General features: G+C 44.4%; 16 protein-coding genes. 13 read left to right on the forward strand and 3 right to left on the reverse strand.

Annotation, left to right across the window (positions count from 1 at the left end):
- Nucleotides 1–14: 14 nt before the first annotated feature.
- The 4 genes from phnD to MMA19_RS11095 all read left to right on the forward strand — a co-directional run bounded on the left by phnD (nucleotide 15) and on the right by MMA19_RS11095 (nucleotide 3753).
- Nucleotides 15–938: a phosphonate ABC transporter substrate-binding protein gene (gene phnD, locus MMA19_RS11080; RefSeq protein WP_006069811.1), complete on the forward strand. Its 924-nt coding sequence runs from the start codon at nucleotides 15–17 to the stop codon at nucleotides 936–938.
- A 60-nt stretch (nucleotides 939–998) separates the two neighbouring features.
- Nucleotides 999–1874 (forward strand): phosphonate ABC transporter, permease protein PhnE, encoded by an 876-nt coding sequence (phnE, locus tag MMA19_RS11085; protein WP_240206227.1) that lies wholly within the window; start codon nucleotides 999–1001, stop codon nucleotides 1872–1874.
- A complete protein-coding gene (gene phnE, locus MMA19_RS11090) occupies nucleotides 1871–2737 on the forward strand; it encodes a phosphonate ABC transporter, permease protein PhnE (RefSeq protein WP_006069813.1) in 867 nt (288 codons plus the stop codon). Before phnE (MMA19_RS11085) ends, phnE (MMA19_RS11090) begins: the two co-directional genes overlap by 4 nt.
- Nucleotides 2738–3096: 359 nt before the next feature.
- Nucleotides 3097–3753, forward strand: a complete 657-nt coding sequence (locus MMA19_RS11095) for a Qnr family pentapeptide repeat protein (RefSeq protein WP_240206228.1) — start codon at nucleotides 3097–3099, stop codon at nucleotides 3751–3753.
- 32 nt (nucleotides 3754–3785) lie between these two features.
- Here the strand turns inward: MMA19_RS11095 and MMA19_RS11100 are convergent, their stop codons facing one another.
- Nucleotides 3786–4574, reverse strand: a complete 789-nt coding sequence (locus MMA19_RS11100) for an IclR family transcriptional regulator (RefSeq protein WP_006069816.1) — start codon at nucleotides 4572–4574, stop codon at nucleotides 3786–3788.
- A gap of 156 nt (nucleotides 4575–4730) precedes the next feature.
- Between MMA19_RS11100 and pta the strand changes: the two genes are divergently transcribed.
- On the forward strand, nucleotides 4731–5780 hold the full coding sequence (gene pta / locus MMA19_RS11105; protein WP_240206229.1) for a phosphate acetyltransferase: 1050 nt from the start codon (nucleotides 4731–4733) through the stop codon (nucleotides 5778–5780).
- An 8-nt stretch (nucleotides 5781–5788) separates the two neighbouring features.
- On the forward strand, nucleotides 5789–6547 hold the full coding sequence (locus MMA19_RS11110) for a sulfite exporter TauE/SafE family protein (RefSeq protein ID WP_240206230.1): 759 nt from the start codon (nucleotides 5789–5791) through the stop codon (nucleotides 6545–6547).
- Between the two features lie 69 nt (nucleotides 6548–6616).
- Here MMA19_RS11110 and MMA19_RS11115 read toward each other — a convergent pair whose 3' ends face one another.
- Both MMA19_RS11115 and MMA19_RS11120 read right to left on the reverse strand, forming a co-directional pair.
- The gene (locus MMA19_RS11115) at nucleotides 6617–8347 is read right to left on the reverse strand and encodes a cobalamin biosynthesis protein CobT (protein ID WP_240206231.1); all 1731 of its coding nucleotides are present in this window, start codon (nucleotides 8345–8347) and stop codon (nucleotides 6617–6619) included.
- Nucleotides 8340–9329 carry an AAA family ATPase gene (locus tag MMA19_RS11120; protein ID WP_088877884.1) on the reverse strand — a complete coding sequence of 330 codons (990 nt, stop codon included), beginning with the start codon at nucleotides 9327–9329 and terminating at the stop codon, nucleotides 8340–8342. The genes MMA19_RS11115 and MMA19_RS11120 overlap by 8 nt, the downstream gene beginning before the upstream one ends.
- Before the next feature lie 268 nt (nucleotides 9330–9597).
- On the opposite strand from MMA19_RS11120, the gene xsc reads away from it, so the two are divergent.
- The 7 genes from xsc to MMA19_RS11155 all read left to right on the forward strand — a co-directional run bounded on the left by xsc (nucleotide 9598) and on the right by MMA19_RS11155 (nucleotide 17326).
- Nucleotides 9598–11409 carry a sulfoacetaldehyde acetyltransferase gene (xsc, locus tag MMA19_RS11125; protein WP_006069821.1) on the forward strand — a complete coding sequence of 604 codons (1812 nt, stop codon included), beginning with the start codon at nucleotides 9598–9600 and terminating at the stop codon, nucleotides 11407–11409.
- A gap of 65 nt (nucleotides 11410–11474) precedes the next feature.
- Nucleotides 11475–12509: a putative sulfate exporter family transporter gene (locus MMA19_RS11130; RefSeq protein ID WP_063602948.1), complete on the forward strand. Its 1035-nt coding sequence runs from the start codon at nucleotides 11475–11477 to the stop codon at nucleotides 12507–12509.
- 28 nt (nucleotides 12510–12537) lie between these two features.
- Complete coding sequence (locus MMA19_RS11135) at nucleotides 12538–13350, forward strand: FRG domain-containing protein (protein WP_240206232.1); 813 nt, start codon at nucleotides 12538–12540, stop codon at nucleotides 13348–13350.
- 267 nt (nucleotides 13351–13617) lie between these two features.
- Nucleotides 13618–14043: a nuclear transport factor 2 family protein gene (locus tag MMA19_RS11140; RefSeq protein ID WP_006069824.1), complete on the forward strand. Its 426-nt coding sequence runs from the start codon at nucleotides 13618–13620 to the stop codon at nucleotides 14041–14043.
- A 49-nt stretch (nucleotides 14044–14092) separates the two neighbouring features.
- On the forward strand, nucleotides 14093–15544 hold the full coding sequence (locus MMA19_RS11145; protein WP_006069825.1) for an FAD-binding oxidoreductase: 1452 nt from the start codon (nucleotides 14093–14095) through the stop codon (nucleotides 15542–15544).
- Between the two features lie 114 nt (nucleotides 15545–15658).
- Complete coding sequence (locus MMA19_RS11150) at nucleotides 15659–16660, forward strand: TRAP transporter substrate-binding protein (RefSeq protein WP_006069826.1); 1002 nt, start codon at nucleotides 15659–15661, stop codon at nucleotides 16658–16660.
- A gap of 123 nt (nucleotides 16661–16783) precedes the next feature.
- On the forward strand, nucleotides 16784–17326 hold the full coding sequence (locus MMA19_RS11155) for a TRAP transporter small permease (protein ID WP_006069827.1): 543 nt from the start codon (nucleotides 16784–16786) through the stop codon (nucleotides 17324–17326).

A 17326-nucleotide genomic window follows, 5' to 3' on the forward strand; every position in this document is an offset into this window, starting at 1 on the left:
TTTAAGGACAAGTGATGAAAAAGCTTCTATCTATTGGTATCGCTGTTGCGTCTGCTATGACTTTTAACGCAAGTGCGGCTGCTCCAAGTGAAATCAATCTAGGTATTCTAGGTGGTCAAAATGCAGCAGACCAAATTGGTGATAACCAGTGCGTTGCTGATTTTCTCAATGCCGAGCTTGGTGTAAAAACTAATATCCGCAACTCAAGTGACTACAATGCTGTGATTCAAGGTTTGTTAGGTGAGAAGATTGATCTGGTTATCAACATGTCACCAAAATCTTATGCTGAAATATATTTGAGCGACCCTAAAGCGGTAGATTTGGTAGGTATCACAGTAGATAACACTGACAACTCTCGCGGCTATCATTCGGTTATTTTGGTTAAGGAAGATAGCCCTTATCAGTCCATTGAAGATTTGAAAGGTAAAGTGTTCTCCTTCGCTGATCCAAATTCAACGTCAGGTTTCCTTATTCCAAACAACCAGTTAGAAAACACTCTGGGTGGAAATATGGATAATCAATTTGATGGTTTTTTCAAATCGGTCAACTTCTCTGGTGGACATGAGCAAGATATCGTTGGTGTTCTTAACGGTCAGTTTGATGCTGCGGTAACTTGGTCATCAATGGTGGGCGATGCAGATAAAGGGTATAGCGCTGGGGCGTTGCTACGTTATATGGACCACGACGCTGACCTAATGAAAAAAATCCGCATTATTTGGGAATCGCCACTTATCGCTAATGGCCCAACTATTGTTAGCAACCGCCTAGACCCCGATTTCAAAGATAAGCTTGTTGCTGCTGTGAAGAAACTGGACCGTGAAGACAACGCTTGCTTTAGCAAAGCGGCGGGTGGATCGCTTCACCTAGAAGAGACCAGTGTTGCTGAATACCAGTCAATCATCGACTTAGTTAAAGCGACCAAATTCGCTCAGCGTTAATCCCCCCTCCAATTAAAAGCTGGCAGGCGCTGCCAGCTTATTACTTCTACGGTCAATTTCATGCAGTTTGAACAATATTACCAACAGGCTCGTCGTAAGCAGAAGATGGATGCACTTATGTGGTCATCCATGTTTATGCTGCTTTATTTGCTTTCTGGGCACTATGCAGAGTTTAGCCTTTCAACCATTTTACATAACGCGCCTGCACTTTTTGATTATATCTACGACACACTTCCTCAGTTGTCATGGGATGTCTTATTCGCCAGTCGTGATGAGACTGGCCGTGCGGTTCCGGGTTCACTCATCTATTGGGGCTACCGACTACCGATTCAAATCCCTCTATTGTGGGAAACCATTAATGTTGCGATCGCCGCGACTCTAGTCTCATCAGTTATTGCGATTATCTTGGCATTTTTAGCCGCCAGTAATGGTTATGCGCCTGCATCTGTCAGAGTGGTAGTGCGTTCTTTTGTTGCCTTCTTGCGCACCATGCCGGAGCTTGCCTGGGCGGTGATGTTTGTGATGGCTTATGGTGTCGGAACGTTCCCAGGGTTCGTGGCACTGACACTGCATACGATAGGTAGCTTGACCAAGCTGTTTTATGAATCTATCGAGACCATTTCTGATAAGCCAGTTCGAGGTTTAACGGCGTGTGGTTCAACACCAGTCCAACGACTACGTTTTGCCTTTTGGCCGCAGATTAAGCCAACAGTTCTGTCGTATATATTTCTTCGATTTGAAATCAATTTTCGCTCATCGACCATTCTTGGCTTAGTTGGGGCTGGTGGTATTGGTCAAGAGTTGATGACGAACATTAGCTTGGGTCGACATGATCAGGTCAGCATCACGCTGTTGTTAATCATCATTGTCGTCGCGCTCATAGACATGACGTCTGGTGTGCTACGCAAAAAAGTCATCAGTGGAGATGTAAAATGACGGAACTAACGTTAGAGCAAATCAAACAAGAAAATAAAGCGATTTTCTCGCAACAAAAACGTTATTTAACCATTGTTGCAGTGCTTGCGAGCAGCGTTTTGGTGTATTACTTCTTGTTCTTTACGTTTTTTGGCGTGTCTTCAAAGCAGTTTGAAATGGGCAATAGCAAAATTATGAGCTATTTCCTGCATATGTTTGTATGGAGAGACTTTTGGGATTGGCCGTTTGCCTATTACTTTAAGCAAATAGCGATAACACTGGCGATTGTATTTGGCGGGACGTTAACTGCATCTCTTGTGGCGTTGCCTTTGTCATTTATGGCTGCTCGTAACGTGATGACAGGACCATTTCGCTTTATTGCTACCTTCATGCGCCGTGTGTTCGATGTTTTACGCGGAATTGATATGGCGATTTGGGGCATGATCTTTGTGCGTGCCGTGGGGTTAGGGCCTCTTGCTGGTGTAATGGCGGTATTCGTTCAAGATCTAGGGCTATTCGGGAAACTGTATGCAGAGAGTCACGAGTCAGCAGATAAGAAACCGTCACGAGGACTTACTGCGTTGGGAGCGAATAATCTGCAGAAACATCGCTTTGCCATCTTTACTCAGTCATTTCCGACTTTTCTTGCATTAACCTTGTATCAACTGGAATCAAATACTCGTTCTGCAGCGGTATTAGGTTTTGTTGGTGCTGGCGGTATCGGCTTAGTTTATGCGGAGAACATGCGCTTGTGGAATTGGGATGTAGTGACGTTTATTACGCTAGTTCTTGTCGCCATCATCATGGGTCTGGATAAGGTATCGAGTATTCTGAGACAGAAATACATTGTGGGAGAGAATGTCCCGCTGTATGAAAAGCGTTAGCAGAATAGTGAAGGGCTAGTCAGTCTAAGCTAGCCTTATAACTATGCCTCACATCTTTTATCTCATTCTTTATCCTTATATTTATTGATCATATTCATATTTGAACATCCGTTCATTTATTAATTGAACGACTGTTCAAATATGATTATGAGTGATGCTCCTGTGTGTCTCGATATATCTCAAAACTTTTTTCAACACCTGAGCGTTCTCAAGAGAATTTATTCGCTCTCCTGATGCTTCCTAGGTGCCTTAAAATAGCGATTTTGGCATGTTTTAACATGTTGTTTTTAATGGAGTTATTATTCTCGAATAATAGCGTTATCGATGTTAGTCTTTCGGCTCTACGAAGGAGTAACAGTATGAATATAAAAGATAAAGTCTACCGTCACCATGACTTTTCTCGGCAAGATCTTTCTGGAGCCGTTTTTGAAAACTGTCAGTTTTTTCACTGTGACTTTGCTCGGGCAGATCTCACGGATGCAAGGTTTGAGCGTTGTAAATTCATCGAAACCTCGGACCTAGAAGGATGTCATTTTGACTATGCCAATCTGAAGGATGCCAGTTTTAATAATTGCCAGTTAGCCATGTGTAATTTTGAAGGAGCTGATTGTTTTGGCATAGAGCTACGTGAATGTGACTTGAAAGGGGCGAATTTCCAGCGTGCAAGATTTGCCAATAAAGTCAGTCACACTATGTATTTTTGTTCTGCGTATATCACGGGTTGTAACTTGTCTTATGCCAACCTAGAGCGACAGGTTTTAGAAAAGTGCGAGCTGTTTGAGAACCGTTGGATTGGGGCTAACTTAATGGGAGCGTCATTAAAAGAATCAGATCTCAGCCGTGGGGTATTCTCAGTGGACGCTTGGTCGCAGTTTCGGTTTCAAGGAGCGGATTTGTGTCATGTAGATCTTGAGGGGCTGGACCCCAGAAGAGTGGATCTCACCGGGGTAAAAATTTGCGACTGGCAACAAGAGCAGCTTTTAGAGCCACTGGGTTTGGTAGTTCTACCGGGCTAAGTGCTCTCGGTGCCTTTTCATCAGGTTTGGGGTTAATCATTACCCCAATTATCGGCTTCTATTTTTGCCAGTGCCTTCGCTGCTTTTTGTAGTGCAGGCAAGAACTTGATGGCTTCATCCGGTTTAACGCGAATAACCGGAGCCTGTATCGCTAAACCGAGGTTAGATTGCCCGGTTGGAGAGGGTACCAGAACCGCAATACACACCAAGCCAGGTAAGAATTCCTCATCATCGATAGCGAAACCTTGAATCTTTGCTTCCTCAATGTCTTTTTCCAATTCTGAGTATTCGGTGATGGTGTTCACGGTATATTGAGTAAGCGGAACGTTTTCAATCAGGCGTCTACGCTGTGACTTCGACATATGTGCGAGAAACAGTTTGCCTGTTGCAGAGCAGTGAACAGGAACACGCGAACCTGGATGTAAGTGGAAGCGAAGCGGGGCTTCTGTCTCTGCTCTATCGAGGTAAATGATTTCGCCACTGGAGAGCGCTGTCAGGTTACAGCTTTCGCCCACTTCGGCTCGTAGGTTCTCAAGAATCGTGCGGCGGGCACTGTGCATGGTGCTATTTAGCAACAAATTCTCGGCTAGCTTTCTCAAACGAATTCCGGAGCTATAGTGCTTTTCATCCCCATCTTTTTGAATGATGCCTGCGGCCTCTAACTGCTGCAGCATACGATGTAGGGTTGGCTTTGGTAATCCTGTTTCTTCTACTAATCCTTGAAGAGATATGAACTCGTCTTTTTGCGCTATCACCTCTAATAGTGCAAAAAGTCTGAGCGTAGGAGTATCTCCTTGAACTTGTGGTGTTTCTGTTGGCATAGAGTCATTCATCCTTGCGATACGTCGAAGTCTAAGATTGTACATTCCAATTTAGTATATATCCATTTTCTGAATAAAATTTGATCTTTTGTATTAGTGTCATTAACATGAAATAAAATTATGGAACAATATGTCTCGATAAATGGAGTTTGTTATATGAAGGCGATAGAAAGGATTGTCAACAAAGCTCACTTAGATCGTAAGAGGGTGGTGTTGAGTGAAGCAGAAGACCCTCGTGTGCTTACCGCTGCTCGCATGGCTGTCGATAAGCAATTGGCATACGTTACCTTAGTTGGTGACGAACAAACCATTGCAGAGGCTGCGGAGCGGTATCATGTGACTCTCGCTGGTATTCATATTGTTTCACCACAGAGTTCACCGCTTAAAGAAGTGTTAGCAGAGCGGTTATATCTGCTGCGTAAAGCAAAAGGTATGTCTTACAACGACGCGCTCGAACAAGTGCAAAACCCACTTATTTTCGCCAACCTAATGGTCAGAGAAGGGCTAGGCGACGGTACTGTGAATGGTGCTGTGTACACTACTTCTGATGTGGTTCGTGCAGCGCTTCAAATCATCGGTCCTGCTCCAGATAGCGAGCTAGTATCGAGTTTCTTTTTAATGATGTTGTGCGAGCCTTTTCATAACCTCAAAGGTGGTTTGATTTTTAGTGATTGCGGATTAGTCATTGATCCGAATGAAGCAGAGCTGGCGTCTATTGCGATTTCAGCTTCAGCCAGCGCCAAATCGCTATTAATGGAAGAACCTAAAGTTGCCATGTTGTCGTTTTCCACCAACGGCAGCGCTAAACATGAGTCCGTTGACAAAGTTCGCAATGCCGCACAACTTGTAAAGCAGCGCTGCCCTGACATCGCTGTTGACCAAGATGTACAGTTGGATGCGGCAATTGTTACTGAAATTGCTGCAAAGAAGCTGCCTGACTCACAAGTCAAGGGCAAATCAAATGTACTGATATTCCCCAATTTGGAAGCGGGAAACATAGGTTACAAGTTGGCGGAGCGATTAGGTGGTGCAGTAGCTATAGGACCGTTGTTGCAAGGGTTAAATCAGCCTGCGAATGACCTATCTAGGGGATGCAGCGCCGAGGATATTCTTCATGTTATTGCGGTTACTGCAGTGCAAGCCCAACAAGATCGAAACATCAAACACACTCCACCCGCTTCAATAAAAGAAGGGATAACCAACTAGGGAAACAAATGGAATTACCGACGTTACTCGCCATTCTTGCCACCATAGTCATTGGCACCTATTTTCAGACAGTAACTGGCTTTGGCCTTGGCATCATTGTCATTGGTTTGACGGTGAGCTTAAATCTGGTCGCTTTACCTGTGATTGCGGCGGTGGTGAGTATTGTTACCTTGTTCAATTGTTTGGTGGCACTGGTCGGTAAACCATTATCTGGTGATCTTAAAACCATGTTGGTTCTGGTAATTGGCATCATACCAGGTGTCGTTGCTGGAGTATTTTTGCTTGATCAACTCAGTGAATCGGCAACCAATATGTTGCGCGGTCTTCTTGGTGTCATGATTTTAGCGGCTGGGCTCAATTTCATGTTTAAACCGAAAACGTTAACACGGCGTTCTGCTTCTGCGTCTTTTCTATTTTCTGGCTTTGGTTCGGGGCTTACTGGTGGCCTATTTGGTATGGCGGGCCCACCGATTGTTTACCACCTTTATCGCCAGCCTTTTTCTATTGAATTAGTGCGCAGCACGCTGTTGATGGTCTTCGCTTGTACCTCGGCTTCGCGCACCGCTTACGTGTATTTCGACGGTAGCTTGAGTGTCAGTATCCTTTGGTTATCTGTCATTGCCGTTCCGCTGGTGGCTTTGGTCACGCTAATCGCTAGGCGTTATCCGCCTCCATTATCAAACGATCAGTTGAGAAAGACGGTGTTCGGTGTCTTGATGGTTATTGGAGGGTATTTAATGGGGGTATCTGCTTCGGCGTTGGTATGAAAAGTCCCCCATCTAGTTACAGTCCCATAAACCCTCAAATAAGCTATGTTTAGTTGCCACAGTGTTACTCTAACCTGTGTGCTTTCTCAACATCCCAAACACCTCTCGGCATAAACTAAACAAACAACTTTCTTGCACATCTAGGGTGATGTTGTTGCGATAGTAGGGGCTCAGGTCGACGCCCATGCCGACGCCGTAGATCTCAATGTTATTACGGTGGGATTCGCGCTCTATGGTTTGCTTTAGGTGGTTGTCTAGATAAAACTGATCGTTGGCGGTGCTGGTGGCGGTGTCCATAGGGCAACCATCTGAGAAGATGATGAGGATTTTTCGTTGTGCCCCTTGTGAGGTTAAACGTTGGGCGGCGAACTGGACGGCTTCTCCATCGATGCCCTCTTTAAAAATATCAGCCTTTCGCAAGCTGGCGATGCCGAGTCGAGCGCGTCGCCAATGTGTCTCAAAGTCTTTGAATACGATATGTTTAAGCTCGTTCAGACGGCCAGGGTGTTTTGGCTGGCTTTGCTGAAGCCATTGTCGATATACTTTTCCACCATTCCAGTTACCGGTCGTAAAACCAAGGATTTCGAAAGGGATATCGGCTAACCCTACCGATTTAAGCAAAGTATCCATCAACAAGCTCATTTTGTGACTGTGCTTTTGCATAGAACCAGAGCAGTCCATTAGAAAGGTAATTGCACATTGGTGGGAGGTGCCTAATTCTGGCTGTGAAAAGATGTTGCGTTCAAGGGGGGACGTAACCAGCTTCGTGAGAGTGTTGGCATTGACAACTCCCTCTTCGAGATGGTTTTGACGTTTAGTGTACTGAGGAATTTGTACAATACTAGATAAGATAGCGGCCAACCGGCGAGTATTCACTTGCCTAGCCATCATATCATCTGTGAGTTTTTGCCGTAGATCCAATAGTAATGCTCGTCTAACCAAAGTGTCGGCTCTAACCTCTTTGTCAAACTCCCGACTAAACACTTGGTAATTTGATCCAGCCAATTGAAAAGCTTTACTGTTGCCAGTGATGTCTGTTTCGACTTCATGATCTTCAATATCGCCGTCTACAATCAAGGCAAGTTGCGCGAGGATTTTTATGTCTTCCTCTACTGTTGGTGTGGGCTGGTTGTTGGATTGTTCCTGCTCTTGCTTTATGAGTTCACTGGCTAGCGCGGCAAGCTCCTTAGCGTAAGCAGCATATAGTTGTTGATCGCAACGGTCTTTTTTAAGCTGAACTAAACAGGTGCCGATTATCGGCACGATCCCTGCGCGAGTAGATTCTATCGCTTCGGCGATAGGCTCTGAAACCGGCACGCCAATCATACGCGTGTGAATGACTTGCATAAGAGTGAAAAGAAGCATCCCGAGACGAGACTCGGTAAAGCCGTTTTGATGATACTGCTCACTCCAATAACTGAAATTAAATCGAGTGCTGGTCTGAATACCAGCTAAGTAAAGCGGGATTTGCGACTCGATACGCACTTGTTCGCAAAAGTCGAATAGGAGCCGTTCTACTTCATGACTTGGACGCAGTGAGTAATGCAATTTTGCGTCAGAAATCAATAGTCGGAATGCTGAAGAGTCTATCTTTCCCTGCATCGCCATTTTACTTTTTGTTAACTCATGTCGAGAAACAAACGTGAGATCGTTAGTATGTGCCGAGAGAAAGTAGCAAGGTTGGTCGCCTTTATACAATCGCTCACCACGGTAGTTTAGCGTGGCATCACCGCTGATTGCGCGGGCAACAGAAACGCTTAGGTCGAGAATCTTCTTCTGTCGAGACGACACATTAGCCATGGCTTGTCTGCTCCATAGTCGAGGAGGAAGTGCTCGCAATCAAAGGTTCGCCGAAGCATCGGAAGTAGTACTCGCTAACAAGTTGCTTTTCTTCTTCTTCACATCGATTTAGGAAGGACAGCCGGAACGCTGTTGCGACATCATTAAAGATTCGAATGTTCTCTGCCCAAGTCAGCACGGTCCTTGGGGACATAACGGTAGAAAGATCGCCTGCCATAAATCCATTGCGTGTCATTCCTGCTGTCGCAATCATTTGCTCGATGAGTGCTAAGCCAAGCTCATTATTAAGTTCCGGATTCTTGGATAACACGATATTAGCTTCGTGTTTAGGGTCGAGATAGTTCAGAGTCGCAATGATATTCCATCGGTCTAGTTGGCTATGATTGAGTACTTGAGTACCGGAATACAAACCAGAGAAGTTGCCAAGACCTAGGGTGTTACAGGTCGCGAACAACCGGAAATAAGGATGCGGAGTGATGACACGGTTTTGTTCTAGAGACGTGTATTTGCCATCTTGCTCTAGTAATTGCTGAATCACGAACATCACGTCTGGTCGCCCTGCATCGTATTCGTCCAATACCAAAGCGATAGGTTGTTGGATACTTTGTGGCAGAATCCCTTCTTTAAATTCGGTCACTTGCATTCCATCTTTTATAACTATGCTGTCTTTGCCGATGAAATCTAATCGACTTAGATGACCGTCAAGGTTGATCCTCAAACAAGGCCAATTGAGTCGGGCAGCAACTTGTTCTATATGCGAAGACTTACCGGTACCGTGCGTACCTTGAATCAAAGTTCGGCGATTAGATGAGAAGCCAGCTAGGATGGCCAACGTTACTTCGGGATCAAAACAGTAGTTGGGGTCGATTTGTGGAACGTATTCTCCAGCTTCCTCAAATGCCCACACGGTTAAGTCACTATCAATACCGAAGTACTCTCTAACGCTAACCTGTTTCGTCGGTACCCATTCCTTTTCTTTCATTGCTCATTCCCTCTATATAGCGTGCAAATTTCCGGTAACGGTTGGTGATGTTCATCGATTATGAACAGCGTAGCTTGAGTTAACGATACTTTTTGTACAAAAAACTATCAATAATGTGATCTAGTTTTATTAATTGGAATGAATTATTCCAATTTAAGATAAAAAATTGACGCGCAAAAATTCTACTACTAAGGTGAATGTGAATTTAAAAAAGAGACAATTCATTCCGAAAAATGAAATTTTAGTTCAACTCAAGGAGAAGGGAAGGATGAGCGAGCAAGAAAAACGCACGGTTGTTTCCGGCAATACAACGATGACACCATCAGAAGCGTTTGTTGAAACTATGGTCGCCAATGATGTTACTGACATGTTCGGCATCATGGGGTCAGCATTTATGGACGCAATGGACATCTTTGCTCCTGCTGGCATTCGATTAATTCCAGTGGTTCACGAGCAGGGCGCTGCTCATATGGCGGATGGTTACTCACGAGTATCTGGTCGTCATGGCGTGGTTATCGGACAAAACGGTCCGGGTATCAGTAACTGTGTTACTGCGATTGCAGCAGCTTATTGGGCACATAGCCCAGTGGTTATCGTCACGCCAGAAACCGGAACAAAAACAATGGGACTGGGTGGTTTCCAAGAGTGTAACCAACTTCCTATGTTCCAAGAGTTCACTAAATATCAAGGTCATGTGACGCACCCCGATCGTATGGCGGAATACACGGGGCGTTGTTTTGACCGTGCGATGAGTGAGATGGGTCCAACGCAATTGAACATTCCGCGTGACTACTTTTATGGTGAGATTCAAACGGAAATTCCAAAACCCGCTCGTTTAGATAGAGGGCCAGGTGGCGAAAAATCTCTGAATGAAGCTGCAGACCTTATTGCTGAAGCGAAGTTCCCAGTCATCATTTCTGGTGGTGGTGTGGTGATGGCAGATGCTGTCGAAGAATGTGCTGCATTAGCAGAAAGACTTGGCGCACCAGTTGTAAACAGCTACCTGCACAACGATTCCTTCCCAGCAAGCCACCCATTATGGTGTGGTCCTCTTGGATATCAAGGTTCAAAAGCAGCAATGAAGTTGATGGCGCAAGCAGACGTTGTTATTGCTCTTGGTACTCGTCTCGGTCCATTTGGTACTTTACCTCAGCATGGTATGGATTACTGGCCGAAAAACGCGAAGATCATCCAAATCGATGCAGACAACAAGATGCTTGGCTTGGTTAAGAAAATTTCCGTGGGCATCTGTGGTGATGCTAAAGCGGCGGCAGTTGCACTAACAGAGCGTTTGGAAGGTCGCGAACTGCTATGTGACGAAAATAAAGCGTCTCGCCAAGACACAGTCGCAACAGAAAAAGCACTCTGGGAGAAGGAACTGGATGAGTGGACGCACGAACGTGACCCATTCAGCCTAGATATGATTGAAGAAAACGCGCAAGAAACGCCGTTCTCCGGTGGTGAGTATCTCCACCCTCGCCAAGTGCTTCGTGAGTTGGAAAAGGCGATGCCAGAAGATGTCATGGTCTCTACCGACATTGGTAACATCAACTCGGTTGCTAACAGCTATCTGCGTTTTGAAAAGCCACGTAGCTTCTTTGCAGCAATGAGTTTTGGTAACTGTGGTTACGCATTCCCAACCATTATTGGTGCGAAGGCTGCTGCACCACATCGTCCAGCTATTTCTTATGCCGGTGACGGTGCGTGGGGAATGAGCCTGATGGAAACCATGACATGTGTTCGTCACAACATTCCTGTGACTGCAGTAGTATTCCACAACCGTCAGTGGGGCGCAGAGAAGAAAAACCAAGTGGATTTCTACAACCGCCGATTCGTTGCAGGCGAGTTAGATAACCAAAGCTTCGCGGAAATTGCACGTGCGATGGGCGCTGAAGGGATCACGGTTGATAAACTAGAAGATGTCGGCCCAACTCTTCAAAAAGCCATCGATATGCAGATGAACGAAGGCAAAACGACGGTTATTGAAATCATGTGTACACAAGAACTGGGCGACCCGTTCCGTCGTGATGCGCTATCAAAACCGGTTCGCTTCCTAGATAAATACAAAGATTACGTATAGGTCACGGGAAGACTGTCCGGCCAATGTTTGGCCGGACAATACGAACACACGGAAAGGTGAGCGCGATGATTTCGAAAACCATGAAAATGCCGAGAACGCTGTATGGAGAAGCGACGGGTATCGCACCTGGCTTATTACTCAGCATAGTAATAGCTGCGGCCGCGACGTTCGTCTCCGACCATTATGGTGGTCCCAAATTTCTTTATGCATTGTTGCTTGGTATTTCTCTGCATTTTCTTTCTGACCATGAAAAATGTGGTGCAGGTATCGAGTTTGCAGCTAAAAAATTGGTGCGCATAGGTGTTGCTTTATTAGGGGTACGCATTGCATACAGCGATGTCAGTACTATCGGATTAGATGGCGTTGGTATTCTTGCTGGAGCGGTGGTGTTGACAATCATGTTCAGCCTACTTTTTGCCAAGCTGTTGAATGTTTCTGGCACATTTGGATTACTTGCAGGTGGCGCAACGGGAATCTGTGGTATTTCTGCGGCGATGGCCATTTCATCTACGATACCGCAAAACAAAGAGAATGAGCAGTACACGTTAATGACTGCCATTGGTGTGGCTGCGTTTTCAACGATTGCTATGGTGCTTTACCCATTAGTGGTGACCTCATTGCAGTTGTCATCCAGTGAAGCAGGCATGTTCTTAGGTGGTTCAATTCATGATGTCGCTCAGGTTGTTGGGGCAGGTTTTATGTTGTCGACAGAGATCGGTGATGCATCAACGTTGGCGAAAATGTTCCGAGTAGCCATGCTAATGCCAGTGATACTGCTAATCGCATTGTCATTTCGAGCGCAAAAACAAAGTGACGGAAAGGAAAACCATATTAATGCGCCAATAATCCCTTTTTTCCTATTGGTGTTTATTGCTCTGATTGTTGTCAATAGCTTTAATCTTGTCCCTGATTCTGTCTCGGAAGGCATGTCAGAAATATCTAAGTGGTGCTTGGTTATTTCAATTGCAGCCTTAGGCGTAAAGACATCATTTGAGAAGCTTTTCTCATTAGGGTGGAAACCAATCATATTGCTTTTACTAAATGCAATGTTCATTGCTGGGTATATGTTGGCGGTAATTTACACCCAGAGAATGATTTAATTAGCTAATTCATATTTCGGTAGTAAGAGTGTTCATTATGAATGATAAGCATTATATAAATACAATAGAAGAACTATATGAAATAGTGAATTTATTTTCTGAATGCAATAATAATGACCCTTTGATATATCGAGCGGAAGAATGTTCAAAAGGCGGACTAATTCCAAGCTTGGGTAAAGTAAATAGTAATAATCTAAGGCGAGTAGAACAAGAGCTTCTTTCAACTATGAAAGTTTACGGTGTGCCGATGTTGGACTCTCGTGACATCAATGAATGGCTATTAATGTGTTTATCCAATCAGCAAGGGTTTCCAACGCGTTTACTTGAATGGACTGACAGTCTGTTTAACGTAATGTGGTCGGTTTGTAATAGCTCAACAGCGGACTGTGTAAATATCCTTAAGGTCCGGGACTGTCACAAGGTGAATTTTGTAAAATCTCCCCATGACATTGAAAATACGAAAATATTTAAAGCGACCGACTGCGATTTTAGAACGACGAAAAACGATGAATGGTACTCAATTCATCCATTTGAAAAGGAAAGAAATGGCAGCCTTCTTTCTCTTTATGATGATCAGCAATATGTAACGGATTTGATATCTATTTACATATCGCCATCGGTAAAAAATAACTTATTAAAGGAGCTAATATCTATGAGTGCATTAAAAAAAACTTCAATAACAGTTGAAGAAAAAATGGCGAATATAGATTCCAAACATAATTTAGATAATAACGGTAAGACTAATAAGGGTGAAATAAGTAACGACCTTGAAGTAATTGTTCATGATAGAAAACTGGAACAATATGGACGTAAGTATCATCAAGATTTTGATTTCGACTAGAAAGAATTAGCAGAGAAAGCAAACAAGCGTTTGAATTATCAGTGAGTGATAAATGCTTTTAAATCTAACGAGGTCAATAATTAAATTATAAAAAAAACTAAATCTGTGAGCTTAAAGTTTGTACATACCATAACTCAAAGTTAGAGTTGGAGTTGTGTTATAAATTTGTTAACTTGCTGTATTTCTAGTTTAAATACTCTAATAAAACGGCAGTCTAAAACTGCTTTGTATTAAATCAATAACGAAAACATAAAAGGACCCTGGAATATGAATATGCAAACCAATGCCGCGACATTAGTGCAGGAAAACCAAGTCGATACGACATTTTTACAGTCCTTTAGTGATGCGTGGAATAACCACGATATCGAAGCCTTAATGTCATTTATGACCGATGATTGTGTGTTCCACACTGTTGCAGGTGATGGCTTGCTAGGAAACACCATTGAAGGGTACGAAGCGGTTCGCAACAGTTTTGAGTTGGTATGGCAAAACTTTCCAGACGCAGCTTGGAGCGACCCTGTGCACTTTGTTTGCGGCGATCGGGCAGTAACAGAATCTACATTCTCCGCAACTAACCCAGATGGCACTGTTATCGAAGCTCGTATGGTGGACGTTTTCACGCTACGTGAAGGGAAGATCAGTGTTAAGAACGCCTTTAGAAAAACTCGACCAGTAATCACTCCCAATAAGTAAACGCGGCAACCACTGTTCGTTCACGTGTTATGACTAGGAGAGTCGAATTATGAGTTTAGTAATGGAACAACCAGCAGTAGATGCTGTAGAAGCTAAAGCGAAAAGTACCCAAGCCAAAGACAAATACGACCCGAAATATGATCCTCTAAAAGACAAAACGCCAGGTCACGGTAAAGAGTATGCGCCAACATACTGGGTTGATACGGCAGGTGCACCACCAGAAGATGATGGGCCAATAATGTCCGATATGGACGTTGATGTTGCCATTATTGGTTCTGGATTTACTGGGCTGAGTACGGCTATACACCTTGCCGAAATGTACGGTATTAAAGCAACCGTTATTGAGGCGAATCGCTTAAGTTGGGGCTGCAGTACTCGAAATGGCGGTCAGGCTCAATGTGCTTCAGGGAGGCTAAAGCGCTCTCAGTGGATTGAACGCTGGGGTCTAGAAACGGCTCTGAAAATGCACCGCGAATGCGTTGATGGTATGAACACATTCAAAGAGTTAATCAAAGATATCGACTGCGACCCACAGCCTGGTGGTCACCTCTATGTGGCGCACCGACCCAAAATGATGCCAGGTTTGGAGAAAGAAGCAAAACTGCTGCGTGACACCTTCAATTACGATGCGCAAATTTTGGATGCTGAGACAGTAAAACGCGATTACGTCGGGGATCAAGAAGCCGCAGGTGCAATGCACGAGCCAGAAGGCATCGGCATTCACGCAGGTAAACTAGCGTTTGGCTACTTGAGAAAAGCACGAGCATTGGGTGTGAAAGTTCATCCGTCAAGCCCTGTTATGGGATGGGAAACTCGCGGAGGCGTGCACTACCTTAAAACACCAGGTGGTGTGGTAAAGGCTCGTTCAGTGGGGGTTTGCACTGGTGGCTACACCAGTCAAGGTCTGCACTCTGAGCTAAAAAACCGTTTGTTGCCAGTGCTGTCCAATTCAATGGTTACACGCCCTTTGACGCAACAGGAGATTGCCGCGTGTAATTTCAAAACCAATCAGGTGATTACAGATACGCGTGTTCTTCGTCATTACTATCGCTTGCTACCAGATAATCGAGTTCAGATAGGAACTCGCAGTGCCATTACAGGTAAAAATGCGCCAGAGAAGAAATATGAAGATATGTTGCGCGCCGATCTCACGCGTAAATTCCCAGCCCTAGATCAGATCAAAATCGATTACTCATGGTGGGGATGGGTGGATGTAAGCCACGATATGATGCCAAGGATCTATCAGCCCAATCCATCGCAATCCATATTCTACGCCTTAGGTTACGGCGGTAATGGTGTGATGTATTCCGCACAAGCCGGTAAACGTCTGGCTCAATGGATTGGCGGAGAAGGACACAAACTGGATTTACCCATATTTGAATCAAAACTTCCGTTTCCAAACGTGAGGGAAGTGGTGGAGTCAGAGATGTTTGCACCATTTCGACGAGTAGGACAGCGATTCCTTTACCAGTGGTATTCGCTAAAGGATGAGGTGCTGTGACACTCAAAACATGTTTCCAAAATAGGGAAATAATGACGACCAGGAAAGTTGTACCAGGTCACCTTGTGAGCAAAGTACAGAGCGGATGTCTGTACGATATTAAAGGTTAAGACTATGAAACTTATTAAAAACAAAATCATTGCGGGCATGACAATTGCGGCGACGGCAGTGTTCTCATATACGGCTGCGGCTGCAAATTTCAAAATGGCTATTGGCGATGCCGCTGGTGGAACGCAATGGGAACTAGCTACTACGTTCTCCGAGCTAATGGAGAAAAAGACGGATGGCAAAGTTAAGATTGACCTATTCCCAAATGGACAATTGGGTAATGAACAAGACACCGTCAATGATGCGGCTATCGGTCTATTGGACTTCTCTGTTCTAGCTATAAACAACGTAACGCCCTTCTCACCAACGGTTGGCCTACTAACCATGCCATATGTAATTCAAAGTCCTGAAGAAGCTGTGCTATTGACACAAGGTCAGGTTGGTCAGGAACTGGTTGAAAACACCATTCGTGATGCAGGCGTTCGCATTGTAGGTTGGGCGTACTCAGGCTTTAGAGTCTTGACCAACTCGAAGAAACCAGTGGCTTCACCGGAAGATTTAAAAGGGTTGGTTATTCGTGTTCCTCGTAACGAAATCATGATCGCGTCTTATCAAGCATGGGGCGTAAACCCAACACCAATGGCGTGGTCTGAGACCTTTACAGGTCTGCAACAGGGCGTGGTAGATGGTCAAGATAACCCATACATCACAGTGTATGCGATGAAATTTAATGAGGTACAAAAGTATGTCACTAATATTCGCTACATCTTCTCTCTTGAGCCGTTGATTGTCAGTGAAACTGTATTCCAGCAACAGACTCCAGAGATGCAAAAAACCATTCTGGAAGCAGGCCAAGAGGCGACAGAGCACAGCTTTGCTTACCTAGAGCAAACTGAAAGCAAGATTCGTAAAGACCTTGAAGACAAAGGCATGGTGTTTACCGATCCAGCGAACGGCGAAAAAGAGTGGATCGAGAAAGTCACAACGTCTGTTTGGCCAAAATTCTACTCAAGCATCGGAGGTAAAGAGAAGCTAGACAACGTTCTTGAGCTACTGGGTAGACAATAACGATTAGTTACGCCCTATCTATTGGTGACCTGATAGATAGGGTTTTTGCATGGCTTTACTCGTTTATCTGTTCATACATATTGAGCGACTGGTTGTCATGTAAAAATCAACATTGGAGGTTATATGTCAGTCGCTAAAATAATTAGAAAACACCTAAACAACATTGAGGAGTACACCTGTTGTTTACTACTAGCGAGCTTTGTCTTACTGCTGTTCACGCAAATTTTATCTCGTCAGTTGTTTGACTATTCCATTCCTTGGGGTGATGAAGTCGCCACCTACATGTTTGTTTGGTTCGCTTATTTAGGTGCGGTGGTTGCCGCGAAAATGTCCGCTCATAACCGAGTAAGTTTCCACTTTAAGTTCTTTCCACCCATTGTTCAGACCATCAGTGAAACCATCGCAGATTTCTTATGGCTGCTGTTCAACGGTTACTTTGTTTACCTCAGTTACGACTTTGTTTTCAACAAAATGAATCTATTTTGGAAATCGCAAACGACTGGCATTCCAATGAAGTACTTCTACATGATTTTGCCGATAGCCTTTTCCCTAATGATGGTTCGAATCATTTGGAACAATTATGAGCGTTTATTCAAAGGGGCTCAAAATGAAGATCCCGAAGTAAAAGAGCTTCGCAAAATGACCGCTCAAAAGTCACTGCCATAG

The organism is Vibrio sp. CyArs1, assembly GCF_022432925.1.
Taxonomy (GTDB): Bacteria; Pseudomonadota; Gammaproteobacteria; order Enterobacterales; family Vibrionaceae; genus Vibrio; species Vibrio mediterranei.